Raw genomic sequence first — 24,872 nt, 5'->3', positions numbered from 1 at the left:
GATAACATCGTGAATAATTCAAAATACCTCTCAGTTCTTATTTTTTTAGGAATACAAAATTATACTCAAAATCTGTATGCAGAGGGATTTGATACATCTTTATTAGTTGGAAAATCAAAGAATGGCGATATTTCACGATTTTATATTGATGATAAAGTACCTGAAGGAAAGCAACTTGTTGATGTGTATGTTAATCAGGTGTGGAAAGGGCAATTTGAAGTCAATGTGCTAGGGAATAATGCAGGGACTAGTTTTGAGTCGGATGATGTGAATAAGTTAGGTTTAAATTTATCTTTGTCGGCAAAGCAAAAAATAGCACAGCAAAAAACAATTTTATCTAATGAATTGGCGACGGGAGTTGCTTCAACATTAGATATTAATAGATTAAGGCTGGATATCACAGCACCTCAGATTTCTGTTAAACAATCAGAAGTGGGATATGTTGATCCCAGTTATTGGGAACAGGGTATTTCAGCCCTGATTTTGTCTTACAATTTAAATTACTATAACTACAAAGAAAAAAAAGGAAATAAAAGTAATAACGAGAGTTTTTTTGCCAATATTAATTCAGGAATTAATTTAGGGGCATGGCAGTTTAGAGACGAGTCTAACTATACTTATTATTCTCATGGTAAAAGCCAATGGAAAAATAATACCCGCTATATCTATAAAGCATTAAGCCAGATAACCGCAGGATTAACGATAGGTGATTTTTATACGCCAGCCGCACTCTTTACCAGTATTTCATTTAGAGGTGCTTCATTGGCGACTGAAATGGGAATGTTACCTAATTCAAGTCAAGGATTTGCGCCTATTATTCGTGGCGTTGCACAAACAAACGCATTAGTGAGTGTTTATCAAAATGAAAATCTAGTTTTTCAAGAAAATGTACCGCCGGGTGAATTTTCCTTTCGAGATATTCAGCCTACTGCGGGAGGTGGTGATCTCTTAGTGGTTATTCAAGAGGCCGATGGAAGAAGGGAAACTTTTACTGTACCGTTTTCAGCCGTTCCCGATATGTTAAAAGAAGGTGTATATCGCTATAACGTGATGGTGGGTGAGTCACGTATTAGTAATACCGATTATCGACCTAAATTTGCACAAGGTGAATTCCATTATGGTTTAAATAACCTTGTTACACTTTATGCGGGTGGAATTGCCAGTGAAGACTATTATTCGGCATTGATTGGTAGTGGTTGGAATTTCAACTTTGGGGCGATTTCCGCAGATATAACTCATGCAAGTGCAGATCTACAAACAGGCAAAAAAACAGGCCAAAGTTTTCGTCTCGCATATAGCAAATATATGGATGCAACATTAACCAATTTAACACTGGCGGCTTACCGTTACTCTACCCGTGATTATTATAGCTTTGTGGACTCAATTTACTCTCATGATAACTACCAAGCTTGGAAAGATTATCAAAATGATCTTGCTAAGCAGCAGGGAAATAATAATGCTGCATCTGATTTAGATCTCACAACATTTGATGCACTACGCGGCTCTAGAGCAAAAAATACGTTTACCATAAACCTTAATCAATATTTAGGCGGCCAGCGAGGTGTTATTTTCCTTTCAGGAACGCATCGAAATTATTGGAATACTGATGAGAGTAATCGAGAGTATCAACTAGGTTATTCAAATAACTATAAAGATATTGCTTATAATCTTTCGGTATCAAAATTAAGAAATTACGATAATAAAGAAGAAACTCGTTATTATTTAAACGTCAGTGTGCCCATTTCATTTTTTGATAAAAGAGCAAATATTAATACTTCGGTTTATGCCACTGATTCACGCTATCAGCAATCTACATTGAGTATGAGCGGAACCGCAGGTAAAGATGATTTGGTTAATTATACCTTAACAGGCTCTAATCAGACGGGTGGGAATAATTTAGTCGGTGCTAATGTGAGCTATCGCCATCCTTATAGCACTTTATCTGCTTCTTATACTGAAGCAAATAATTATCGTCAAGGTGGATTGGGAACCCGAGGAACTATTGTTGCTATACCTAGTCATATTGCGTTTTCTGGGGATACTGGAAAAACTTATACCATTATTGAAGCGCCTATGGCGAATAATATGATGGTCAATGGGAATAAAGCGACATTAACCAATAATCAAGGTGTTGTTTTAGTTGCGAATTCGATCCCTTATCGAACGAATACTTATATATTAACAAATACAGAATACCCATCGAATGCAGAAGTTTTAGGAAATATAACGCATGTTACGCCTTATTTAGGTGCTGTTAATCACCTCACATTAACCACGGATCAGCGTAAAACGTTCATTATCAGAGCTTCTTTAGAAAATGATGAAAGCTTACCTTTTGGTACTGAAGTTTTAAATAATAAGAAACAGAGTATCGGTTATGTTGGGCAATCGAGTGTACTTTATTTAAAAAGTGATGCGTTACCTTCTTCTGTCTCGATTAAATTAAATGGGGCAGGAAAAACAGAGTGTGTGATTAATCATTTAGTTAATACGATGGATAAAAATAGTAATATCTGTCGATAAAGGAAAGTCTTATGAAATCATCTGCCTTTATATTTTTAATGCTATTAGGAACAATAAGCCAGCAGGCAATCGCTAACTGTAAACCCGATAGCACTATTACTGCACCCAACGTTAATTTTGATTTATCTGCGGATTTAAATAGTACTTCAACAACGACCACAAAATCGAGTAGAACAACATTTCCGGGTACATATAAATGCACAGCAAGGGGATTATTTCCTAACACAGTAGGTATTGCTTCACCTTTTAATGATGGAAGAACGGGAACAATTGGTTTTAATGGTGGTAAGCAGTTTGTCTCTATTACATTAACGGCATTAGAGAAAGATAACGTAACGAATATTCCTGCGGGAACACATCCAGCATCAGATTTAGATACTAATTTCACCTTAAAATTTACGTTATTGAGTAGTAAGCCCTCAAGTAATTACACAGAAGTTAGTGGCAGTACAGCAATTGTTACACCCGTTATTTTAGCCTCTGATGCATCGACTCTGGGGCTTGTTCAATGGTTATTGACTATCGTCACTAAATTAGTTCAATTTTTATTAACGTGGCAGTGGCCGGTTGATCAAAATGATATTTTCTTGCAACCGATGCAAATTACATATAATCCGGTGATGACAACGTGTAATTTTTCTAATGCCGGTTTAGTGGTTTCATTGCCGTTAATTAGCGTAAAAGATGCAAAAACGGTAGATAAAGCAGGATATACCCCTTTTACATTAAATTTTACATGCCAAGACTTTTTAAGTGGCTCAAAAGCATCACGTAATATTAAGATGTTTTTATCAAGTCAAAATTTATTGGCAACGGATAAAACTGTATTAACCAACACAACAACGCAAGGTGCAAATGGTGTTGGGTTCCGTGTCGTAAAAAGTGATAACACCGCAAGCCCGCTTATTTTATCTGACAATATTAATACACAAGGTAGTGCGACTAGTATTTTTAGTGTTAATCAAGGTGGTACTATATCCTCTGCATTTTCGATAAATATGGGCGCTTATTATTATCCTTATAATATTAATTCAGTAACTCAAGGAAAAATGACAAGTGCAGCAACACTTGTGGTGTCTTACGATTAATAAGCCATAAAAAATGGAAGCGAAAATGAAAGGTGTTTTAATTTTATTATTCATGTTGATAGCACATTTTACTCATGCAAGTGTAGTGCTTGAGCGTACTCGCTTAATACTTTCTGCCGATAAATCGATAATATCGTTGCAAGTTTTTAATCGAAGTGAACAGCCGACATTAATACAAAGTTGGGTAGATGAAGGGAATATTGCGTCCACACCAGAAACGACAACAGCACCTTTTATTGTTATTCCACCTATGGCAAAAATAACTGCAAATGGTGGATTACAATTAAAAATACAACAATTAGAAAAACAGTTACCCAAAGATAGAGAATCTGTTTTTTATTTAAATGTATTAGATATTGCACCTAAACCAGAAAATAAAGAAAACCTCAGTACATTACAATTAGCATTGCAAACACGAATTAAACTTTTTTATCGTCCAGCACAACTTAAGTTAACCACCGAGGACGTTTTTAAAAAAATAGGGATAACTCATAATGGCGAATATTTAGAAATAAATAATCCTACAGCTTATTACTTTACAATTTCGAAGATTTATTTTGATGATAAAGAAGAGTTGTTAACAAATGCTATTATGGTTGCTCCTTTTGCAAAACAGTACATTCAATATCAAAAGCAAGCTGATATGAACCAAGTAATTACGGTTATCTATATAGATGATGATGGAAATTATCAGCAAGATAAGAAAAATATACATTAATTATATTTGTATAATAAAAAAGGCTGCATATTATTGAGGGAGTTAATATGCAGCCTGTACAGTCAACGCTTAGCCTTTAATTTATTGCTTAGCTTACATCTTCGTTATCCATAACATGGTGACGTTCAGCGTGATAACCTTCTTCGTCATAACCGAAACGCCAATAAGGAACGGCATAAATCAAGCTGCGATCGTAACCATTATCACGGCGAATATGGCGTCTTAATGCACGAATAATTTTGTCTTCACCTGCAATCCAAAATGCCACATCTTCAGCAGGTAATTCCCAAGACATAAATTCATTAATTAAGTTTTGAGTTTGTTCTTCAACAGAACCAATTAACCAGATTATCTCTAGGCCACTAGGACGTTTAATTTCTTGGCGATGCGTTTCGTTTTCTACTCGTATAACGACTTTTCCTTGAACATTAGGCTGCATGGCTTCAATTAAAGCCATTAAAGCAGGTAATGAACTTGGATCTGCTGCCATATAGTAATGTGACGCTGGTGCTAATAAAGGCTCAGGGCCACCTGGATTAGTGATCCCAATATAGTCGCCTTGCTTAGCATTTAGCGCAAAATGAATAGCGGGGCCTGCATCGTCATGTACTGCAAATTCAATATCTAACTCTTTTTGTTCAGGGCGAATAGCACGAACACTATAGGTACGTACAATTGATCTTGGCTCGCCCTCAGGCCATTTAGGACCTTTTTCAGAAAAAACCGGTACTGTTGGTTTGATTTGGCCTTCTAAAGGTAAGAATATTTTTAAATGTGCCCCTGCTGTATCTACTGGGTAAGTATCTAAGTCATCACTCGTAAAGGTGATACAACGCATTCCCGGAGTAACATCCGTAATACGCTTTACTTGAACTAGGCGAGGAGGCGCTGGTTTATAAATATTTTTTTCTTGAGGTGTTTTTTGATTACTCACGTTTTTTTTACCTGACTCATTTAATTGTTTTATCGACGTAGATATTATCATTTTCAATTAATAATGATAGTCATTATCAACATTAACATTGATTTAGTAAAGGATTACGTATTTTTTACTTATATAGTGTGATTAGATTCAAACTAACAATAAAGAAAAAACTTAAGAATCAATGCAATAAGCTTAATGTAATAACTCTGAGACATTAATTAAAAAAGTTAGAGGTAAATAAAAATATTAAATTACAATGTGGGAGGAGGTGTGTTGGTGTTATTTTTCAAAGACAGGAAAATCAATTAATACAGTGAGTAAACTTGATAGTAGGTACACTCACTGTATTGTCATATTAATTCAGCGCTAGATTAAGCTTTAGGATCTGGACCGAATCTGTTGTCACCTTTAGTACCTTCAAGGCACATAAAGACAAAAACAATTAATCCACCAACAGCAGGAATAAATGCAAGTAAGAACATCCAACCTGATTTATCTTGATCGTGGAAACGACGAATAGTTACTGCAAGGCTAGGTACGATAATAGCTAAAGAATAAATACCTATAATAATACCTGCAATTGAACCTAGTGAACTCATTTCACCTGTATTCATATCTACTGATGAAATTAAAATAGCGTATAGAACAGTAATAATAATGGTGTTTACTAGAGTAAACATCCAATATTCTTTTCTGCGAGCACGGCCTGAAAAGTTAGCGTAATTATTTTTAATAACTTCCAAATACCAATTCATGACTTCATCCTTAATTTAGTAGCAACAATAAGTAAGCCTAGTGTAAGTGATCTTTCTTAGCAATTAAGATAAATCTAAATTATCAAAATATGTATTTTGAACAGATATCACCCATTACCCACACTTTTAATAGGGCGTGGATTTAATTCTTGAATTAATCATATGGGCATACCTAAATGACACATTTGGTGTGTCTTTATAGAATAATACAGATATGAACCTTCTAGGCGGCGATATCATAATTACTTTGAAAGCCTAATTCAACATTCATTCTATCTTATTTCTAGAGAAGATGGTTTTTTATAGGATTATTTATATCTTTATTTATCGTAATAAATGCATAAAAAAGATTTTATCTCTTATTGTTAATCAAAAATGATGTATTTGAAATGATTTTATCAAGGAGTTTGCTTTAAATTTAGTTAATCATAGAAAAATAAAAACATTTGCTTTTATATTTTCTTTTATAACAAAACAATTTATATAAAATTAGCTGTTAAAAGAGCATTCTAATAAGAATAGGTTAAGTTTTAATGACATGAAACGGCAACCCTCTATCTTAAATCTCTATCTTAAATAAAGATAAAAGGGCTGAAGATAACTCCAGCCCTTTCTTTACTTCTATTTTATAGCTTACCGTATTCGGTGCTAGTTAATTATATTGCTGTATGTACTTTGCCTTTACTTGACTTTCATTCCGGCTAACGTCATTAAAAAACGGAAGAGGGAAGACACAGCGAATAAGGCTAAAACACTACAAAACCAAATAGTAATCAACCATCCCCATTTTTTTAATAATGAGGGTTTACTTTGTACTTGTGGATCAGTGATAACCTTCTTCATAATTTGTTTTTCCTCTGAAAACGTAATAACTCCAGAATGTGTAAACGAGAATAATTGGAATAATAAACAATGCGCCAACTAGCATAAATCCTTGGCTTTCTGGTGGTGCGGATGCCTCTACAAAACTAATTGCAGGTGGAATAATGTTAGGCCAAATGCTTATCCCTAATCCTGCAAAACCTAAGAAAATTAAAGCCAGTGCACCAAAGAAAGGAAGGTAATGCCCTTGTTTTTTCACTGAGCGTAAAATTAGCCAAGTGCTATACAACACTAAAAGAGGAATTGGTAAAAAGAAGAACAGGTTTGGTAATGTGAACCAACGTTCAGCAATTGCAGGTTGTGCTAATGGTGTCCATGCACTGACGGCTGCAATGACTGCCAGCATAATGAGTGTAAGAGGTTTAGCTACCTTATATAGACTCTGTTGTAAATGACCTTCGGTTTTCATAATTAGCCAGCCACATCCTAATAATGAATAGGCGATAACTAATCCAAATCCGCAAAAGAGTGCAAAAGGGGATAACCAGTCAAAATAGCTACCCGCAAAGGTGCGATTAACAACGGGCAAACCTTGAACAACGCTACCCACGACAACACCTTGCATAAAGGTGGCTAAGATAGAGCCAAAGATAAATGATTTATCCCAAAAGCCTTTGTGGCTGTCATCAGCTTTAAAACGAAATTCAAAAGCGACACCACGGAAAATTAATGCGACAAGCATTAACGTTAAAGGCATTGCTAAAGCATCAAGAATCACCGCATAAGCTAATGGGAATGCACCAAATAATGCAGCTCCACCTAGGACTAACCATGTTTCGTTACCATCCCATACAGGGGCAACAGTATTCATCATTAAGTCACGATCTTGGTCACTTTTAATAAATGGATAAAGCATACCGATACCAAGATCGAAACCGTCCATTACAATATACATTAACGTACTAAATACGATAATGACGAACCAAACAACTGGTAAATCAATTCCCATGATGAACCTCCGGTGTACCTTTACGGATCAGTTTTAACATATAGGCATATCCAATACCGAATACAGAGCCATAAACAACTAAGAAGATCAGCAGGCTTATACTCATATGCATTTCGCCATGTGCAGATACGGCATCTCGTGTTCGTTGTATGCCATAAACAACCCAAGGTTGACGTCCTACTTCTGTTGTAAACCAACCAGCAAGAATAGCGATAAGACCTGAAGGTGCCATTAAGAAAGTTAAGCGTAAGAAAGCTTTAGATTCATAAAGTTTCTTTTTATATCGCAGCCACGTTCCCCACACACCGACTAAAATCATTAACATACCAAGGCCAACCATAATGCGGAAAGACCAGAAAACGATAAGTGAGTTAGGTCGGTCTTCTTTAGGAAACTCTTTTAATGCCGGAACTTGTTTTTCTAAGCTATGGGTTAAGATCATGCTGCCAAGATAAGGAATTTCTATCTTATATTTCGTTTCTTCAGCATCCATATCAGGCATACCAAAGAGAATTAATGGCGTTGCTTCTCCCGGTTCATTTTCCCAGTGACCTTCAATCGCGGCAATTTTTGCAGGTTGATGTTTTAAGGTATTTAAACCATGTACATCACCAATGAGTGCTTGAATTGGTGCTAAAATTAAAATCATCCATAAAGACATTGAAAGCATCTTTTTCATGGCGGATGTTTTATGGCCTTTGAGCAGATGCCATGAAGCAGATGCAGCAATAAAGAAGGCAGAAGCAAGGAAAGCTGCAACACCCATATGAGCAAGGCGATAAGGGAACGATGGATTAAAAATAACGGCGATCCAATCTACGGGAACGACTTGGTTATTTATAATTTCAAACCCTTGTGGTGTTTGCATCCAGCTATTTGAAGCCAAGATCCAAAACGTAGACATTAATGTACCTAATGCCACCATACAGGTTGCGAAAAAGTGAAGTTTTTCACCTACTTTATTCCAGCCAAACAGCATTACACCTAAGAAACCAGCTTCTAAGAAGAAAGCGGTAAGCACTTCATAAGTGAGTAGAGGACCGGTAATTGAGCCAGCAAAATCAGAGAAAAAGCTCCAGTTGGTTCCAAATTGATAGGCCATAACCAAACCAGAGACAACGCCCATAGCAAAGTTAACAGCGAATATTTTTGACCAAAAATGGAATAGCGCTAAATAATCCTTATTGCGAGTTTTTAACCATAAACCTTCCAATACGGCTAAAAAGCTAGCCAGTCCGATAGTAATTGCGGGAAAGATAATATGAAAAGAAACTGTGAACGCAAACTGGATACGCGCCAAATCAAAGGCACTTAACCCAAGCATAAAAAACCTCGTTTTATTGATATAAAAATGTAAATTGCAGGTAAATCGTGTGGATTAGTAGACCATATGACAGTAAGCTATAATAGTGACAATAAGTTTAAAAATGACTATAACAGTTTTGAGGTAAACAGTTTTATATGACTCGATATGAACAGCTTGCAGCGCAAATACGCCAACAAATTGAAGATAATATCTGGCAATCTGGCGACCGTTTACCTTCATTGCGGGATACGGTGAAACAATCAGGTTTAAGTTTAATGACTGTTTTACAATCGTATCAGTTATTAGAAAGCCAAGGATGGATAACAGCGCGACCACAATCAGGTTATTACGTTGCACATCGTAATAACCGTTTCGGTCAAGTGACAGCCAGCAAAGGGCTACACATGAGTGAAAATGTTGAAATAAGTACCTCTATTTTCAATGTACTTCAAGCGTGTAAAGATCCTGAAATTATTCCTTTTGGTTCCGCTTTCCCCGATCCCAGCTTATTTATTCAGCCTAAATTAAGTAGCGCGTTGGCTTCCGCTGCAAGACATTTAGCACCCCAAAGTTCAGTGATCAATCTACCACCGGGAAATGAAAAGTTACGCCGTAACATTGCACAACGCTATGCATTACAAGGAATTCATGTCTCTCCAGATGAAATCGTGATTACCGCTGGTGCAATGGAATCACTCAGTTTTAGTTTGCAAGCCGTTACTGAACCGGGTGACTGGGTTGTGATTGAATCACCTGCATTTTATGGTGCATTACAAGCAATTGAGCGCTTACGATTAAAAGCAATTGCCATTAGAACAGATCCAGTAACAGGAATTTGTTTAGATGAACTCGAAAAAGTGGTTGAGCAATATGATATTAAAGCTTGTTGGTTGATGAGTCATTGTCAAAATCCATTAGGTGGAACAATGCCTGATGAAAACAAAATAAGGCTGGTGGATATATTAGCGAAGAAACAGATAACGCTAATCGAAGATGATGTTTATGGTGAACTCTATAACAGCCAGAAAGCACCCATGCCAGTAAAAGGTTTTGATAAAACAAATAGTGTTTTACATTGCGCTTCTTTTTCTAAATGTCTTGCACCGGGATTTCGTGTGGGTTGGGTTGCAGCAGGAAAACACGCAACAAAAATACAGCAGTTGCAAATGATGAGTACAGTATCTGCGAGTATGCCAACACAACAAGCAATTGCCGATTATTTGTCACAAGGTGGCTATGATACGCATCTTCGCCGATTAAGATTATTATTAGAACAAAGGCGTTATCGTATGTTACAAGCGATACAAACGCATTTACCAGAAGATGTAAAAGTGAATATTCCATCAGGAGGATATTTTCTCTGGTTAGAGTTTGAGTCAACATTTGATGCGAATAAACTGTATCACTTTGCATTAGAAAGAGGTGTCAGTATTGCGCCCGGTTCAATGTTTTCCACCAGTTCTCAATTTAATCATGCGTTTCGTTTAAACTCTTCTTTTCAATGGAATAGTCGTACTGAAAAAGGAATGGAAATTATTGGAGAAGGGTGCAGAAAATTACGACGTAAATAGCTGACGCCAGCGCACATTTTTAAAAGTTAGCTATTGATTTATTAACGGTAATCTCCAATGATTGATCCTTAACCTCATTATCAGACTGATAGCCAGATATTGAAGGAGGATACAATGAAGCTACGTTGTTTTGATCAACAAGAGTTACCGTTTATATCATGGAATAATCAAAAAGGCACAACGCAAGAAATCGTGTGCTGGCCAGTTAATAATGATTTTTCATGGCGAGCGTGTTTAACCTCTATCGAAGAGAATAGCTCATTAGGACAGTTTCCTGACATTGAAAGGCAAATGGTGCTATTAGAAGGTAATGGCATCAATTTAAATAGCCCCGGTTTTCTTAATCATTCCGTTACAGACTCTTATCAGCCTTTTGATTTTTCAGGTGATATTCATGTTAAATCTGAACTTATTAAAGGTGGCGTAAAGTGCCTAAATATTATGGTGCGTCGAACATGTTGGAAAGCCGAGACGACCTTAGTAACACAACCACTTATTTTACCTAGTTCTCATGCAGGATTAATTTATGTCACTCAAGGTGAATGGAGTTTAATTGGCGCGACTTGCCAGAGTTTATCAAAAGGACAGGGAGCTTGGTGGTTACCTGATATTCGAGAAGGTGAAATAAGACCGTTAACTGCAAATTGCCAATTATTATGGGCAGATATTCGACCACTGAAATAAAGGCATTCTTGTGGTCAAATACTGATTAGAATAATAAATAGTGCTTAGGATTAAGGCTAATTTAAAGCCAGATTAATTGCAGCAAATGTGAGTAATCCACCCGCGATGCCATCGTTATAGCGGCGACGTTTTTCACTTAAACCGCCTTTTAAGCCAATATAAGCAAAAAAAGTGCCGAGCAAACCATAAATAATTAAGCAAGTCGTGATAAATATCCCAGATAACAGCAATGATTGTGTTGCGATATCATTATGATTATCAATAAAGTTTGGTAAAATAGCGAGATAAACTAATAGTCCTTTAGGATTAAGAAAACTGGTTAAAAAACCTTTACGAAATAAGTGTGAGGTTTTTGAGGCATCGAGGGCTAATTGGCCTTTTTTGCAGGCGGATATCAACATTTTGACTGCAAGATAACTGATATAAAACACACCAACCCATTTGAGTAAATGAAATAAAATGGGTGATGCTGACACTAAGGCTGCAAGCCCTAATGCGCTCAGTAATGCATGGGTTAAATAGCCTGATATAACGCCAGCGTTGGCAACCCATGCAGATTTCATACCACCTGATAGCCCTTGAGATGAGATAAAAAGAATATCGGGCCCAGGTGTGCAGATAAGCGGTAGAACCGTTAATGCGAATAATAATAAAGTGTTAAATTCCATCTTTTCACCTGATAGAGATAGTTTAAGAGAAATATCGTTTTTGCTGTGAAATTTAGCGGAAAGATTATATGATGTTTTCGAAAAAATCGGGTTGCTTTGTTGCTAACAAAAAGAATTAATTGGCAATAAAATTCCACAAATAGAATTAAGGTTAATCTTTGATGTCAATAAAATTAGATAAGATAGATAAGCATATTTTGCAGGTGCTTCAACGTGATGGCAAAATCCAGAACATTGAGCTGGCAAAAGAGGTTGGACTCTCACCTTCTCCTTGCCTTCGTCGCGTGCGTTTGCTCGAAGAATCTGGTGTGATCACTCGTTATGTTGCTGTATTAGATGGTAGTAAGGTTGATGCAGGTTTATCTTTATTTGCAAGAATTTGGTTTAGAGCACAAGATGCTGAAACTATTGAAGAATTTGTAAAGGCTATCAAGGTATTACCTGAAGTGGTTGAGTGTCATTTAATGGCGGGCGAATGCGATGCGTTAATTCGAATTGTGACTAAAGATTTAGCAACGTACCGTCGCTTTCATGCCGATTATTTAACGCAAATTCCAAGCATCCAAAGTATAAAAACAGAAGTACCAATGGAAACGGTAAAAGTGAGTTTTGCTTTACCACTTTAACTTTCTAAACATTTAGGTTTAGTTGATTTTAAATCATCACACGATCTTCTTAATAAAGAAAGCCTCTAGTTAATTTTGAACGGAGGCTTTTTTATGGACATAAGTTAAACTATCCAGCTTTTAATAAACCGATATATCTCTGGTGTATAAAGCAACATACAGATAAATAATGATGCACCAATAAAATAGAGATCAAATGACCAAGTGCATAAAGAGACGATAATTAGCATTAACATTGTAAGAATAACAATGCAAAGTCTGATCTGTGAGAGAGTTATTTGACCTGCACAAGATAATAATTCACCAATTAATTCAAAAAGATCGGACATTTTACTTCCTTAAAATAAATCCATTTAATAGGAGTAATTATATTAGGCGTATTTATTACAGTCTAATTTTTTAGCTGTCAGTTATTTCACTTATATTATTTTGTGTACTCTTGTAATAATAGAGCCAATAAATAGCCCTATTATTATATTTAATTTCTTGCTTAGATTATCAATAAAGAAATTTATTTTGTTTGAGATGAATTTGAAAACTCTTTTGTTACAATTTCAGCAGCTTTAGCAATAATATCTTTACGATATTTTGCATCTTGTTCTTGTTGTGTGAAATAGACGACTAAAATTAATGGCGCATGGTTTTCAGGCCAAATAACGGCAATATCGTTAGTTGTACCATAATCACCACTGCCGGTTTTATCCCCAACAATCCAGTGTTTTGGTAAACCCGCTTTAATACTGTGATCACCTGTTGTATTACCTTTTAACCAAGTAACAAGTTGTTGACGTTGAGATTGACCTAGTGCGTCACCCAATGTCAATGCTTGAAGGCTTTTAGCCATGGCAATTGGAGAAGTGGTATCACGAGGATCACCATGAATTGCTGTATTTAATTCTGGCTCTTTGCGATCTAGGCGATAAGTTACATCATTAATTGAGCGTGCAAATTGAGTAACTTTAGCTGGACCTCCTAAATAATCTAAGATTTTATTCATTGCTGTATTATCGCTATATTGCAACGTCGCAGCACTTAATTGAGCCAAAGACATTCCTGTTATTAAATGTTTTTCTGTAATAGGGCTGTAAGCAACTAAATCAGATTTTTTAATCGTAATATTCTTATCTAATAATCCCGCTTGTTTTTCACTCTCTTTTAAAACAGCCGCAACAGCCATAACCTTACTTGTACTTGCCATTGCAAAGCGTTCTTCACCACGGAATGTTATTTGCGAGTTATCTTTCGTGTTGATTAAGGCAACCCCTAAACGACCTTGGCTATATTTTTCAAGCGTACTTAATTGCTCTTCAATCGTATTATTGGTGTTAGCCCATAACGTTGGAGATGCCAATAGAGATATTAATGAAACTGCGATCGCTGCGGTTTGGCGAAATGTTGTCTTAAACATAGTGATTGTTGCTCATATTAAGTTAATAAAAAAATATCAATATAAATAGACAGTTATTGAGTAGATATAGAGCCGTTTATTTATAAGGTGCAATATCCTATTTAATTGATTTATTGACAATCGATAATAAATCACCTTAGGTTATAGAAAATCTAATGGCTAAGAATATTATGCGAACTCATCTTCCCCTAAATGCATTACGTGCATTTGAAGCTTCAGCAAGACACCTTAATTTTACCAAAGCGGCATTAGAACTGTATGTCACCCAAGGTGCTGTTAGCCAACAAGTGAGAATGTTAGAAGAGCGACTTGGCGTTATTCTTTTTAAGCGCTTGCCTAGAGGCTTAGAAATGACGGACGATGCCCAGATCTTATTTTCTGTGTTAACAACGGCTTTTAGTGATATTGAACGTGTATTTAAGCAATTTGAACGTGGTGAATATCGCGATGTTGTTTCAATTGCGGCTGTCGGCACATTTGCTGTGGGATGGTTATTACCCAGATTGGCTGAATTTAGGCAGCAATATCCAAGAATAGAAGTGAATTTAAGAACAAATAATAATGTGGTTAATTTAGCTACTGAAGGATTAGATTTTGCCATTCGATTTGGTGAGGGTTTATGGCCATTGACACATAACAAAGCGTTATTTTCTGCGCCATTAACGGTGTTGTGTTCATCAGATACAGCGAAACGGTTACAACATCCAACTGATTTAATAAATGAAAGCTTATATCGCTCTTATCGAGAAGATGAGTGGTTACAATGGTTTGAAAAAGCAGATATGTCGCCGGTAAAAATAACAGGCTCTATTTTTGACTCTTCACGTTTAATGATTGAAAGCGCAATTTATGAAGGGGGAGTTGCGTTAGCACCAGTAAAAATGTTTTCAAGAGAAATTGAAAATGGCCAGTTAGTACAACCCTTTAAAATAGAAGTTGAATTGGGAAAATATTGGCTAACATATTTAAAATCAAAGCCAATGACAGCATCAATGGAAATATTTCAACAGTGGCTAATGAATGAAGCGCTAAAAGAATGCCGTGAGTGATATAAAAATAAAAAGCACTGATTAATTTCAGTGCTATTTGTTATTTTTACTCACTGTATATTTTTTAATTACAAAGAAAAATGCTCTTTTACTATTTCTCTGCCTATTTCAATAGATGCTGTTGCAGCAGGTGATGGGGCATTACAAACATGCAGTGAGCGTTTGCCTTTTACAAAATGAAAATCATCCACTAATTTCCCTTCACGAGTTAATGCTTGGGCTCGAACACCCGCAGGACCAGGATGAATATCTGCTTCACGTAAATCAGGAATGAGTTTTTGTGCATTTGCAGTAAATAATTTACGCGAATATGAGCGGCGAAGCTCTGCCATTCCTTCACCTAAATAATTTCCAGCAATTTTCCAAAATCCTTTATAAGTAAGAACTTCAGCAAGATCTTTTAAGTTAATATCGCTTTTTTTATAGCCTTCTCGTTTAAAGGCTAATACTGCATTAGGTCCAACATCCCGATGCCCGTTATACATGCGAGTAAAATGCACCCCTAAGAAAGGGAAATCAGGATTAGGAACAGGGTAGATTAGATGGTTTACTAAGTAGTTTTTATTAGTATTAAGCATAAAATATTCACCACGAAATGGGACTATTTTCATGCCTGTGTCATAACCAGCCATTTTAGCAATACGATCACTAAATAAGCCGGCGCAATTAATCAACCATTTGCCTGTAAATTGATTATTGGATGTTGTGACCGTGACAGTATCATCGGTTTCATTAATTGCTGTAACCGCTTGCCCAAACGCAAATTCACCACCGCGTGATTGAATAATTTCAACGTGTTTTGTCGCAATTTCAGGGTAATTCACAATACCAGCATCAGGAACTAATAGAGCTGCGATACCATTAACATAAGGTTCTCTGACTTTAAGCTCAGCTTCGGTCATTTTGATAACTTCAAGCCCGTTTTCTATGCCACGTTGATAGATATTTTCTAAAGCTTTTAACTCTTTTTCATTGGTAGCAACAATGACTTTGCCACAACGATCATAATAGAGATTATGTTGTTGGCAAAACGCATATGTCGTAATGTTGCCTTGTTTTGCCAGCCTTGCTTTAAGGCTCCCTGGTGTGTAATAAATACCTGAATGAACAACATTACTGTTATGCCCACTTTGGTGAACAGCAGGGCCTGATTCTTTATCAATCACTAGCAATTTCAGCTCAGGTTGACTCTCTTGTAGCGCACTTGCAACCCCTAATCCGACTAATCCCGCACCAATAATAATCACGTCATAAGTCATAATATTATCCATTTTAAAAATTTTAAATTAACAGGGTTCTTGTTGTAAGCGCTTTAATTTGCCACGTACATTGGTTAAATGAAGACGCATTCTATGGCTTGTTTCATCGTGATCTTGTTGGCGTATTGATTCAACAATTGCCTCATGTTCTGCAATCACTCGCTCAATTTCGGTATCTCGCCCTTTGTTTTTACTTAACGAATACATTAATACGCCAAGATAGAGTTCGTGTAAGTTATCTAAGATCCGGACAAAAAAAGGATTATGAGCGGCAACCATAATAGAACGATGAAATTGATAGTCCTCTTTATGACCAATACTTTTGTTTTGTCTTGTTGCTAAAACAAAGGCATCGTGGGCGTTTTCGATAGCGCGTAATTCTTCTGGTGTTCGACGTAAAGCGGCAATGGCTGCCGCTTCATGTTCAATGACCTCACGCATTTCAAGCAGCGAATCTATCTCTTTAGGGCAAGCAATTTCCATAACTAAGGGTTCATATTTACTGAGTATAGAATGATCAATTACACGGCGACCGCCCCCTTGGCGTGAAGTTACTATGCCACTGGCTTCTAAGACACCTAATGCTTCTCTGATGGGGACTCGACTGACGCCAAAGGCGTCAGCAAGTACATTTTCAGAGGGTAACTTTTCACCAATAGGGTAAGTCCCGTTACTAATATTTTGCTTTATCTGCTCAAGAATTTGATGCGACGCTTTTTGGCGTGAGATCTTTTGTATCATCTAGTTTTCTCCAGATGCATGCCCCATATTGGTTAACTGTTTTTTAGACCGTAATAAATGGAATGCACCGGTTAATAGGATCAAGGCGACACCTAAAAGGTCGGTATATAAGCCCGGTTTAATCATTAGAATTGCCGCTGCTGCAAATGCAATACGCTCAAACCACGTTGTTTTAATCATCCAGAAGTTTGCCGTTGCGATACTTAGTGCATAAATTCCGATTAATGCACTAATAATCATTAATCCAATAGAAAGTACACCTAAATTATCACCTTGCATCAGTAAAGCAGGGTTATAGACTAAAATAAACGGAATAATAAAACCGGGAAGTGCTAAACGAACCGCATCCCATGATGTTTGCATTGGATCAGCTCTTGCAATACTGGCTGCGGTATAACTGGCTAATGCTACTGGTGGTGTAATATTGGATAAAGCACCAAACCAGAAAACAAAGAAGTGGGCGGCTAAAGGCATAACACCCGCTTTAATTAAGATAGGTGACACTGTAACGGCCACAACAATATATAACGCCGTTGAAGGTAAACCCATACTTAATACAATGCACACTAGCATAACGACTAATAAGATCATCCATAATGTGTTATCTGTCATTGAGACGATATTAAATGCTAATGTTGCACCGATACCCGTCATTGTAACAACACAGATAATGACACCAATTGCAGCACAAGCGACAGTTACTTGAACAGAGCCACGAGCCGCTTCAGCCAAGGCGTCAGCTACTTTAGTTAATGTCATACGAACTGATTTATCAGGCGTTATCCAACTTGCAACAATAATGGTCAGAATACCTAAGAAGCCTGCATAAATAGGTGTTTTACCCACTAATAAGGTGCCAATAACAATAACTAAAGGCAGTAATAATAAACCACGCGCTTTTAATACCGCTTTAACTTGTGGAATATTCTCTTTACTTAAACCTTTTAATCCTTGTTTTTTGGCTTCGATATCAATCGCCATAATTAAAGCTGCGTAATACAACAACGCTGGAATAATTGCTGCAATAACAATAGTGGTATAAGAAATACCTAAAAAGCCCGCCATAATAAATGCGGCAGCACCCATAATAGGTGGCATTATCATACCGCCTGTTGATGCTGTTGCTTCTACGGCACCCGCAAAGCGAGGTGTTAATCCAATGCTTTTCATTAAAGGAATGGTAAAAGTCCCTGTTGTTGCTACGTTGGCAACAGCACTTCCACTTAATGAACCTGTTAATGCAGATGAAATAACAGCTACTTGAGCAGGACCACCACGGCGACGACCCGCAAGAGCAAGAGCTAAGTCATTAAACAGTGCAGTTGCGCCACTCACACTTAAGAATGATCCAAAAAGAATAAAGACAACAATCGCTGTCGAGGCTGTTGAAAGGGTGATCCCAAAAATACCTTCACTGGTCATAAATAAACGGTATAACAATCTTTCTACAGAGAATCCTGCATGACCGAAAATACCCATAAAGTACTGACCAAATAAAGCATAGATAATAGCAAAAGTTGCAAGCCCTGGAATGAAATACCCAGTGGTTCTTCTTGCCGCTTCAAACAGTACAATAATTCCTAATATAGCCATGACATAATCAGTCGTGTTTGGAATACTTTTTCTCACAACGTGAAGGTCAACGTAATTAAAGAAAAAATAACCATAACTAATTAATGTTAAAGCAATAAAAAGATAATCCCATCCGTTAAATTTAGGCGTAGAAAAACGCTTAGAGAATGGAAATAAAATAAAGCCTAAAATTAAAATACCACTAAGAAAAATGGTATTACGGTAAAATTCTTGAGTATTTGATAATGCGTTGGAATAAATAGCGTAAAGCGAAATTAATATTGCAAGAGTCGTGGTAATTTTCAGGTAAATACCTGCAAGTTGGCGATTGCCGGAGCTTGCTTCTTTATCTAATGCAGGTGGCTCTACCGGAGTTAGGTGGTCATTGTTAGTCATAACTCACTCCTGTTATTTATTATTAGTCTGCGTTTGAGCTTCTGGTGGAATAAGATAATCAGGGATCTCTAATCCGATTTCTTTGTAGTAGCGGTAAGCCCCTAAATGTAATGGCACAGAAACACCTTTTAATGCATTTTCTGTGGTGATGTATTTGGCCGCGCTGTGAACCTGGTGAACTTCAGGAAGGTTCTCAAACATGGTTTTGGTCAACTCATAAACCAGATCATTATCGATACTGGTTGTGGTCATTAAGATATTAGGTTGAGCAATCGTATTGACCATTTCAGTTTGACGAGGGTAGGTGTTGGCCGGGATTTCAAAACGAAACCATGAATTCGCCACATGATTGATATCATCAAGTTGCTTATCTGTGACTTCGAGTAATTTTGCACTGACACCACTTGCGTACATATCAGTTACCGCAGAAGCTGGCACTCCAGCAGGTAATGCACCTCCATCAAGGCGACCATCTCGCATGGCAGAAACGGTATCACCATATCCAAGATATTCCGGGGTGATATCTTTTTTTGTTAAATTAACGCCTTTAAGAATAATAATTGTAGATTGTTCAGTACCACTGGCTTGGGGACCAACGGAAAAACTTGTTGCGCGAATATCGTCTAATGTGCCTGTTTTTACTTTGTTATCCATTAAAACAAAGTGTTCAACATTCGGCCATAACATCGAAATTGAACGCAGATCTTTTTCTGGTTTGCCTTCAAAATTACGCACCCCTTCATAAGCTTCTACTGCTAAAAGGCTTTGCAAAATAGAAAGTTGGGCTTCATTTTTCTGCATTAAATAGATATTTTCTATTGAGCCAGCAGAAGACTGCCCTGTTACTTGAACGCCTCTATCCTTAAGATGCGTACTCCATACGTTTGCTAAACCCACTCCCATCGGATAATAGGTTCCTCCTGTTGAAGCGGTTGCTACAGAGAGAAATTGTTTATTCGCATTCTCTTTTTTGCCGATTACTGCTAATGAGACAACAGCAATAACAGCAACAATACCGATGGCAAGCTTTGTTTTTCTTATTCTCATGATGTTGTTCCTGTACATAAAAACGCAGGTGAATGTTTCACACCAACTTGTATACAACATGACAACTTTTATAGAAATAAGGAACGTTAATAAATTGTGAACTGGAGTAATGAAATTAAAACAAGAAAACAACAATTTGTGATCAACATAGTAATTATGCAATTTTTAATCATAATTATGGTGATAGTCATAAAACACAAAAGAAAATATCAATAACTTGCTAGAGAAACGACAAAATGAGCTAAAAAATAGCCTATTTATCGATAATAAAAAATAAAATGAAAAAATAGAGGGATCAGAAAATTGGCAAATAATCTGATAAAGAAAGGGAAAAATAGTCTATTTTAGTGTTAAGAAAATAAGTAAAGTTTAGTTGTAAAGGTTAGTCGTAATTGCCGATTTTATAGAGCAATAGAAAGTACACCTGTCGCAATCAGTACAAACATCGCTGACCAAATTAATGCAGAAATAGCACTAGTGATGTAAATACCGTATGTAGGCAGTTTTAATAAACCGGCACTAAAGGGCGTTAAATAACGAAATACAGCAAGAAATCGAGAAATAAATAAAATATAGTAAGTCTTATTTTTTAATAGTTGTTGAACTCGATTAATTTTTGACTGATAACGCTTAACCCATGATTTAAGTCGAGGAAATCGATAAATAGAACGCCCTAATTCATAGCTAATAATTGAACCTAACAGTGCGCCACAACTGGTTGCTAACCAAAGAAAGATAGGAGAATAAAGAGGTAAGCAGGCACCAAAAATAAAGATCAGCATTAAAGAGGCAGGAGGTAAAAATGAAGAAATACCAATAGTCGATTTTCCTGCTGTGATTAATGTAATGGAGAGAAACAGTGTAATAGGAGATAAATGCCCCAATGAGTCTAATAGGGTGTGAATAATTTCCATTTTATTATCTCCAGCAACAAAATAAACAACAACGGATACTAATAATAGATAAACCTTAAGATTATTATGAATTAATTTTACGATTTTTATTCATTTCAACTAGCATTTTAGCCCATTCAATGGGAGAGTTTTTAATCGGTAATTTTAATTTCTGGCTTAAAGAGTATAACGTAGGCGCAGGTATATCTGAAAGGGATTGCAGTGTTGAGCTCATTAATACGTTTTCAGGAGCGCCATCAGCAATTAATTTTCCTGAAGATAAATGGATAACCCGCTGAAAATGACGCGCCGCAAAATCAAGATCATGGCTAATAGCAAGAACTGAGATGCCTAATGTTTTTTGTACCTGAAGCCAGTTCTCAAAACAAGTTAGCCAATGTGCATCGAAATCGCGAGTCGGTTCATCAAGCAGTAATATTTGAGGTGATAGAATACTCAAACTTGCGACGGCAACCATTCTACGTTGACCTGCGTGTAAATCTAAAGGATGAACATCAGCGACATCACTTAAACCGCAAAGCTCTAATGTTTCATCTAAACGTTTTTTAATCTCTTCTTTAGAAAACTTGCGTTGTTTCAAACCAAAAGAGACTTCTTTTTCTACTGTGTTATGAAATATTTGTCGTTCAGGCTCTTGGAATAATACACCAATATATTGAGCGCGTTGCTCAGCTTTCATTTGAGATAATGACTGATTATTGAGTTTTATCTCACCCTCGTTAGGCGTTAACAATCCGGCAATTAAACGTAATAGGGTTGATTTTCCCGCGCCATTATCACCAACGAGTGTTATCCATTCACCTTGATTTAAAGTTAAAGATAATTGAGAAATACAAGGTGGAACATCTTCACTCCAACGATAAGTCACTTTATCAAGCTGTAACATAAAACTCCTTAAAAGCCTTAAGTAAAGCTTTATCGTTATTGACAATATTTTTGTTCCAATGATGGTTTTCAATTAACCAATTTAAAGCTAGCCATGCATCAGGTGCATTAATTGTTGTAAATAAAAAAGGAAATATATCTTTTAAGGCACCTGCTGCTTTTATTTTTCCTGCTTCTAACAATAAAAATTGTTCACTAAGTGTTATTGCTGGCAATAAGTTGCGTTCAAAAATAATCACACTACATTCGTGCTCTTGTGCGTACCGTTTAATGCGTTGCTGTAATTGTTGTGTTGCATTAGGTGTTAAACGACTAAATGTTTCATCAAGCAATAATAATTTAGGGTGCATAGCAAGGGCGCTTGCAATTACAACACGCTGAGCCTCTCCGCCTGAAAGTGTAGAAGGGTGACGAAAACGAAGGCTATCACATTGTGTTAATATCATTGCCTCTTTTACGCGAAATCGAACTTCATTATCACTTAACCCTAAATTTTCAGGGCCAAAAGCAATCTCTTGCTCTACTGTAAAAGCACAACCTGAAAGTTGTAATTGAGGCGATTGTTGAACGAGTTGTCTTCCGGGGGCTAGTGACACTAATCGACTTTTATCCAGAGCAATGTTTTGTACAATTCCCAAGCCTTGCACTGAACCTGTTAATAAATCGGGATACCAACCTGCTAGCAGTTGGGCAAGAAGACTTTTTCCACTGCCATTTCCACCCAAAACAACAAGCCATTCTCCTTGTTTTAATTGTATATCAACAGGGCCAATAATAGGTTGCTCGTCGTCTTTCGGGGTAAAACTAAATTGCTGAAGATTTATTACCATAGCCAAATAGCTCCTTCAACAAAGATAAGCAGTAAAATAAAATAGCGTAACATCTCTTGTAGTGGTGTATCGGTAGGAGGAGAAAGCGTGGTACGTTTTGTAATAATACGAAATCCTCGCATATCTAATGCAGCACTACGAATAGTTAAATCACTTAATACATGGCTAATAAGTGGCAAGATAATGGCAGGTAATGTGATTAGACGTTGCCAGAATGAACCATCAAGGGGTACACCTCGCGCTAATTGTGCTTCTCTTATATTGTGTAATTGTTGGCGCAATTGTTCTACAAGTAATAAAGGCCCCGCCAATAAATAGGAAAGGCTCATTGGTAGACGGCTAGCAAATAAGGCTCTAATAAATTGTTCGGTTGAAGTGTACTGTAACCACAATTGAGCACCGCTTATTATTGCTAATAATCTTAGCCATAGCGTTATTGCCATAGTTTGTTTACTGGTATCTAAAATGCCACCGGTTAACCAATAAGCAAGCCAACCGCTATGAACTAACCATAAGCCTATCGCCATAGGGATCATTAACCATGCAATAAGACGCCAACGCCAGCGAGAGGCTTTCCAAAGTAATAAGCTAATAAAAGTACCACTGCTGATAATCAGCAGTGGTAAGCTTAATGATAAAAACAGCACACTGGCACTTAGCCAAAGCCATAATACCAATGAGGTAAAGGGATGCATTATTAGCGAACCTTAGCCATTGTAGGGAAGTTGCGTTGTGTTCTTTGTGGTAATTGACGTACTAATAACCAAGCAATAATCGCTGATAATATTTTATCGGCGAGATTTGCACCTAAAACAGTAATTGCAACAGACTCAATAAGCCCTTCACCAACCGCATGAAAATAAGCGACAAAGAAATCTGCGCCACTGCCAGTGGCACCGCCAAATAAATAAGTGCGAATTGGAACGGCGACAATCATTAACGCTAAAGTAATAATAATACCAGAGCCAATAACTCGAATTAATGAACGAAAACCACCAGCACGAGCCAATAAACCTGCACTTAATCCTATCATCATCGCAACAGGTGCAAATGCAGCTGCCATTGGGCCACTAATTAATCCCCATAATAGGTTGGTTAATAATCCAGTAAATAATGCAACCCATGGACCACCTAATAAAGCACAGATAAGCGTACCGATAGAGTCTAAGAAGATAGGAAGTTTGACCATTGAGGTGATTTGACCACCGATCATATTTATTGCAATAGAAACAACAATGAGCACAAGAGTACGGCTCGAAATTAGAGGAGTTGTAGACATAGTTTAAAAACCTTTACAAAGGATAGTGACTATTGGTTTTATTATTTTGCATCAATAACGCTCTTTTTATAAAAAGGCTATTTACGCGGTGTGATGACCAACTCCTCATAACCAGAGTGTTTACAAGGCTGACGGCTAAAAGTCACTTGCTCTAACTCACCAATAACGAGCTCTAGCGTCGTGCGCACTGTACAACCTGGCATCATATGTCCACCACACATTATTCCATTTTCATCTGAGACAGCTAAATGCAAATGTTCCCCTTGAGAATCTAATGTGCCAATCAGCGAAACAATCTCAAATTTACCTGTAAGATAGCGATTTTCTTCACGTCCTGCAAAGCGTAATACCACATCTGTTAAACTGCCCACACAACCTGCAATAAATGCCGATTTCAGATTTTGCTCCTTCATTATCTGTCGTAATGCCATAATCACATCGTCATTAGGCAGTAAACGAAGCGCAATAAATCGAGCATGAGAAGTTGTAGGCAGTGTTTGAAGCATGGCATTTTCCTAAACAATAAAATAGAGCGTGTCTTTTCAGCAAAAAATCTATCAAGGTAAAAGGATTGGCAAGATAAAAAAACAGTGTATGTGAATATCCATTCAGTATAAAACGTCTCTTTCTCTATTATTCATTGAAATGGACTGATAGGGAATAGGCAATATGATTATTTTAAATTAACGCAAACAATTAAAATATAACATTTAAAGTTAAATGTTAATAATTTCAATGAAAGAGGGCGTGATAAGTAGAGCGTAATTTAAACTTGAGCGAGGAATTAAGTTAGATTG

General features: G+C 36.8%; 25 protein-coding genes. 7 read left to right on the top strand and 18 right to left on the bottom strand.

Going from position 1 to position 24,872, the window contains the following annotated elements:
* Nucleotides 1-9: 9 nt before the first annotated feature.
* From CBE70_RS16935 to CBE70_RS16925, 3 genes are read left to right on the top strand one after another with little or no spacing between them, the layout of a single operon-like run.
* Nucleotides 10-2,523 (top strand): fimbria/pilus outer membrane usher protein, encoded by a 2,514-nt coding sequence (locus tag CBE70_RS16935; RefSeq protein ID WP_232797425.1) that lies wholly within the window; start codon nt 10-12, stop codon nt 2,521-2,523.
* Between the two features lie 11 nt (nt 2,524-2,534).
* Nucleotides 2,535-3,611 carry a fimbrial protein gene (locus CBE70_RS16930; protein WP_100160250.1) on the top strand — a complete coding sequence of 359 codons (1,077 nt, stop codon included), beginning with the start codon at nt 2,535-2,537 and terminating at the stop codon, nt 3,609-3,611.
* A 25-nt stretch (nt 3,612-3,636) separates the two neighbouring features.
* On the top strand, nt 3,637-4,329 hold the full coding sequence (locus tag CBE70_RS16925; protein WP_232797424.1) for a fimbrial biogenesis chaperone: 693 nt from the start codon (nt 3,637-3,639) through the stop codon (nt 4,327-4,329).
* Between the two features lie 88 nt (nt 4,330-4,417).
* On the opposite strand, the gene CBE70_RS16920 is transcribed toward CBE70_RS16925, so the two are convergent.
* The 5 genes from CBE70_RS16920 to CBE70_RS16900 form a co-directional block, all read right to left on the bottom strand.
* Nucleotides 4,418-5,263 (bottom strand): siderophore-interacting protein, encoded by an 846-nt coding sequence (locus CBE70_RS16920; RefSeq protein WP_198585742.1) that lies wholly within the window; start codon nt 5,261-5,263, stop codon nt 4,418-4,420.
* A gap of 362 nt (nt 5,264-5,625) precedes the next feature.
* On the bottom strand, nt 5,626-6,009 hold the full coding sequence (locus CBE70_RS16915) for a DUF805 domain-containing protein (RefSeq protein ID WP_100160248.1): 384 nt from the start codon (nt 6,007-6,009) through the stop codon (nt 5,626-5,628).
* 681 nt (nt 6,010-6,690) lie between these two features.
* Nucleotides 6,691-6,852 carry a DUF2474 domain-containing protein gene (locus CBE70_RS16910; protein ID WP_100160247.1) on the bottom strand — a complete coding sequence of 54 codons (162 nt, stop codon included), beginning with the start codon at nt 6,850-6,852 and terminating at the stop codon, nt 6,691-6,693.
* Nucleotides 6,833-7,840 carry a cytochrome d ubiquinol oxidase subunit II gene (gene cydB / locus CBE70_RS16905; protein WP_100160246.1) on the bottom strand — a complete coding sequence of 336 codons (1,008 nt, stop codon included), beginning with the start codon at nt 7,838-7,840 and terminating at the stop codon, nt 6,833-6,835. Before cydB ends, CBE70_RS16910 begins: the two co-directional genes overlap by 20 nt.
* Complete coding sequence (locus CBE70_RS16900; protein ID WP_100160245.1) at nt 7,830-9,164, bottom strand: cytochrome ubiquinol oxidase subunit I; 1,335 nt, start codon at nt 9,162-9,164, stop codon at nt 7,830-7,832. Before CBE70_RS16900 ends, cydB begins: the two co-directional genes overlap by 11 nt.
* A gap of 137 nt (nt 9,165-9,301) precedes the next feature.
* Between CBE70_RS16900 and CBE70_RS16895 the strand changes: the two genes are divergently transcribed.
* Complete coding sequence (locus CBE70_RS16895; RefSeq protein WP_100160244.1) at nt 9,302-10,717, top strand: aminotransferase-like domain-containing protein; 1,416 nt, start codon at nt 9,302-9,304, stop codon at nt 10,715-10,717.
* Nucleotides 10,718-10,831: 114 nt separating this feature from the next.
* The gene (locus CBE70_RS16890; RefSeq protein WP_100160243.1) at nt 10,832-11,401 is read left to right on the top strand and encodes a HutD/Ves family protein; all 570 of its coding nucleotides are present in this window, start codon (nt 10,832-10,834) and stop codon (nt 11,399-11,401) included.
* Nucleotides 11,402-11,457: 56 nt separating this feature from the next.
* Here the strand turns inward: CBE70_RS16890 and CBE70_RS16885 are convergent, their stop codons facing one another.
* Entirely contained in the window at nt 11,458-12,069 is a 612-nt protein-coding gene (locus tag CBE70_RS16885; protein ID WP_100160242.1) for a LysE family translocator, read from the bottom strand.
* A gap of 161 nt (nt 12,070-12,230) precedes the next feature.
* Between CBE70_RS16885 and CBE70_RS16880 the strand changes: the two genes are divergently transcribed.
* Entirely contained in the window at nt 12,231-12,695 is a 465-nt protein-coding gene (locus CBE70_RS16880) for an Lrp/AsnC family transcriptional regulator (protein ID WP_023582027.1), read from the top strand.
* A gap of 104 nt (nt 12,696-12,799) precedes the next feature.
* Here the strand turns inward: CBE70_RS16880 and CBE70_RS16875 are convergent, their stop codons facing one another.
* On the bottom strand, nt 12,800-13,024 hold the full coding sequence (locus CBE70_RS16875; RefSeq protein WP_100160241.1) for a hypothetical protein: 225 nt from the start codon (nt 13,022-13,024) through the stop codon (nt 12,800-12,802).
* 182 nt (nt 13,025-13,206) lie between these two features.
* Complete coding sequence (gene bla, locus CBE70_RS16870) at nt 13,207-14,103, bottom strand: class A beta-lactamase (protein ID WP_100160240.1); 897 nt, start codon at nt 14,101-14,103, stop codon at nt 13,207-13,209.
* A 170-nt stretch (nt 14,104-14,273) separates the two neighbouring features.
* Here bla and CBE70_RS16865 point away from each other — a divergent pair, with 170 nt between their 5' ends.
* Nucleotides 14,274-15,152: a LysR substrate-binding domain-containing protein gene (locus CBE70_RS16865; protein ID WP_100160439.1), complete on the top strand. Its 879-nt coding sequence runs from the start codon at nt 14,274-14,276 to the stop codon at nt 15,150-15,152.
* 68 nt (nt 15,153-15,220) lie between these two features.
* Here the strand turns inward: CBE70_RS16865 and lhgO are convergent, their stop codons facing one another.
* From lhgO to CBE70_RS16815, 10 genes are all read right to left on the bottom strand, one after another.
* Nucleotides 15,221-16,423, bottom strand: coding sequence for an L-2-hydroxyglutarate oxidase (gene lhgO / locus CBE70_RS16860; protein WP_100160239.1), 1,203 nt, complete (start codon nt 16,421-16,423; stop codon nt 15,221-15,223).
* 15 nt (nt 16,424-16,438) lie between these two features.
* Entirely contained in the window at nt 16,439-17,152 is a 714-nt protein-coding gene (locus CBE70_RS16855; RefSeq protein WP_100160238.1) for a FadR/GntR family transcriptional regulator, read from the bottom strand.
* Nucleotides 17,153-19,120: a TRAP transporter permease gene (locus CBE70_RS16850; RefSeq protein ID WP_100160237.1), complete on the bottom strand. Its 1,968-nt coding sequence runs from the start codon at nt 19,118-19,120 to the stop codon at nt 17,153-17,155.
* Between the two features lie 12 nt (nt 19,121-19,132).
* The gene (locus CBE70_RS16845; RefSeq protein WP_075670985.1) at nt 19,133-20,167 is read right to left on the bottom strand and encodes a TAXI family TRAP transporter solute-binding subunit; all 1,035 of its coding nucleotides are present in this window, start codon (nt 20,165-20,167) and stop codon (nt 19,133-19,135) included.
* Nucleotides 20,168-20,568: 401 nt separating this feature from the next.
* Nucleotides 20,569-21,081, bottom strand: a complete 513-nt coding sequence (locus CBE70_RS16840; protein ID WP_100160236.1) for a DedA family protein — start codon at nt 21,079-21,081, stop codon at nt 20,569-20,571.
* Nucleotides 21,082-21,145: 64 nt separating this feature from the next.
* On the bottom strand, nt 21,146-21,967 hold the full coding sequence (locus tag CBE70_RS16835; RefSeq protein WP_100160235.1) for an energy-coupling factor ABC transporter ATP-binding protein: 822 nt from the start codon (nt 21,965-21,967) through the stop codon (nt 21,146-21,148).
* The gene (locus CBE70_RS16830) at nt 21,954-22,796 is read right to left on the bottom strand and encodes an energy-coupling factor ABC transporter ATP-binding protein (protein ID WP_100160234.1); all 843 of its coding nucleotides are present in this window, start codon (nt 22,794-22,796) and stop codon (nt 21,954-21,956) included. The genes CBE70_RS16835 and CBE70_RS16830 overlap by 14 nt, the downstream gene beginning before the upstream one ends.
* Nucleotides 22,790-23,491 carry an energy-coupling factor transporter transmembrane component T gene (locus tag CBE70_RS16825; protein WP_198585741.1) on the bottom strand — a complete coding sequence of 234 codons (702 nt, stop codon included), beginning with the start codon at nt 23,489-23,491 and terminating at the stop codon, nt 22,790-22,792. The genes CBE70_RS16830 and CBE70_RS16825 overlap by 7 nt, the downstream gene beginning before the upstream one ends.
* A 2-nt stretch (nt 23,492-23,493) precedes the next feature.
* Nucleotides 23,494-24,075, bottom strand: coding sequence for an ECF transporter S component (locus tag CBE70_RS16820; protein ID WP_100160233.1), 582 nt, complete (start codon nt 24,073-24,075; stop codon nt 23,494-23,496).
* 77 nt (nt 24,076-24,152) lie between these two features.
* Nucleotides 24,153-24,581 (bottom strand): PPC domain-containing DNA-binding protein, encoded by a 429-nt coding sequence (locus CBE70_RS16815; protein ID WP_100160232.1) that lies wholly within the window; start codon nt 24,579-24,581, stop codon nt 24,153-24,155.
* Nucleotides 24,582-24,872: the final 291 nt, after the last annotated feature.

The organism is Proteus columbae, assembly GCF_002777965.1.
Lineage (GTDB): Bacteria > Pseudomonadota > Gammaproteobacteria > Enterobacterales > Enterobacteriaceae > Proteus > Proteus columbae.
Note: the sequence above shows the minus strand (reverse complement) of the source record. Positions and strands in the feature narration are given on the sequence as shown.

Excerpts from the sequence above, each read along its gene's own strand:
- CBE70_RS16925 (WP_232797424.1), top strand. The coding sequence starts at position 3,637 with ATGAAAGGTGTTTTAATTTTATTATTCATGTTGATAGCACATTTTACT.
- CBE70_RS16845 (WP_075670985.1), bottom strand. The coding sequence starts at position 20,167 with ATGAGAATAAGAAAAACAAAGCTTGCCATCGGTATTGTTGCTGTTATT.
- CBE70_RS16880 (WP_023582027.1), top strand. The coding sequence starts at position 12,231 with ATGTCAATAAAATTAGATAAGATAGATAAGCATATTTTGCAGGTGCTT.
- CBE70_RS16895 (WP_100160244.1), top strand. The coding sequence starts at position 9,302 with ATGACTCGATATGAACAGCTTGCAGCGCAAATACGCCAACAAATTGAA.
- CBE70_RS16915 (WP_100160248.1), bottom strand. The coding sequence starts at position 6,009 with ATGAATTGGTATTTGGAAGTTATTAAAAATAATTACGCTAACTTTTCA.
- CBE70_RS16885 (WP_100160242.1), bottom strand. The coding sequence starts at position 12,069 with ATGGAATTTAACACTTTATTATTATTCGCATTAACGGTTCTACCGCTT.
- lhgO (WP_100160239.1), bottom strand. The coding sequence starts at position 16,423 with ATGGATAATATTATGACTTATGACGTGATTATTATTGGTGCGGGATTA.
- CBE70_RS16900 (WP_100160245.1), bottom strand. The coding sequence starts at position 9,164 with ATGCTTGGGTTAAGTGCCTTTGATTTGGCGCGTATCCAGTTTGCGTTC.
- CBE70_RS16865 (WP_100160439.1), top strand. The coding sequence starts at position 14,274 with ATGCGAACTCATCTTCCCCTAAATGCATTACGTGCATTTGAAGCTTCA.
- CBE70_RS16875 (WP_100160241.1), bottom strand. The coding sequence starts at position 13,024 with ATGTCCGATCTTTTTGAATTAATTGGTGAATTATTATCTTGTGCAGGT.
- CBE70_RS16825 (WP_198585741.1), bottom strand. The coding sequence starts at position 23,491 with ATGCATCCCTTTACCTCATTGGTATTATGGCTTTGGCTAAGTGCCAGT.
- CBE70_RS16820 (WP_100160233.1), bottom strand. The coding sequence starts at position 24,075 with ATGTCTACAACTCCTCTAATTTCGAGCCGTACTCTTGTGCTCATTGTT.
- bla (WP_100160240.1), bottom strand. The coding sequence starts at position 14,103 with ATGTTTAAGACAACATTTCGCCAAACCGCAGCGATCGCAGTTTCATTA.
- cydB (WP_100160246.1), bottom strand. The coding sequence starts at position 7,840 with ATGGGAATTGATTTACCAGTTGTTTGGTTCGTCATTATCGTATTTAGT.
- CBE70_RS16835 (WP_100160235.1), bottom strand. The coding sequence starts at position 21,967 with ATGTTACAGCTTGATAAAGTGACTTATCGTTGGAGTGAAGATGTTCCA.
- CBE70_RS16850 (WP_100160237.1), bottom strand. The coding sequence starts at position 19,120 with ATGACTAACAATGACCACCTAACTCCGGTAGAGCCACCTGCATTAGAT.
- CBE70_RS16890 (WP_100160243.1), top strand. The coding sequence starts at position 10,832 with ATGAAGCTACGTTGTTTTGATCAACAAGAGTTACCGTTTATATCATGG.
- CBE70_RS16930 (WP_100160250.1), top strand. The coding sequence starts at position 2,535 with ATGAAATCATCTGCCTTTATATTTTTAATGCTATTAGGAACAATAAGC.
- CBE70_RS16840 (WP_100160236.1), bottom strand. The coding sequence starts at position 21,081 with ATGGAAATTATTCACACCCTATTAGACTCATTGGGGCATTTATCTCCT.
- CBE70_RS16815 (WP_100160232.1), bottom strand. The coding sequence starts at position 24,581 with ATGCTTCAAACACTGCCTACAACTTCTCATGCTCGATTTATTGCGCTT.
- CBE70_RS16830 (WP_100160234.1), bottom strand. The coding sequence starts at position 22,796 with ATGGTAATAAATCTTCAGCAATTTAGTTTTACCCCGAAAGACGACGAG.
- CBE70_RS16855 (WP_100160238.1), bottom strand. The coding sequence starts at position 17,152 with ATGATACAAAAGATCTCACGCCAAAAAGCGTCGCATCAAATTCTTGAG.
- CBE70_RS16910 (WP_100160247.1), bottom strand. The coding sequence starts at position 6,852 with ATGAAGAAGGTTATCACTGATCCACAAGTACAAAGTAAACCCTCATTA.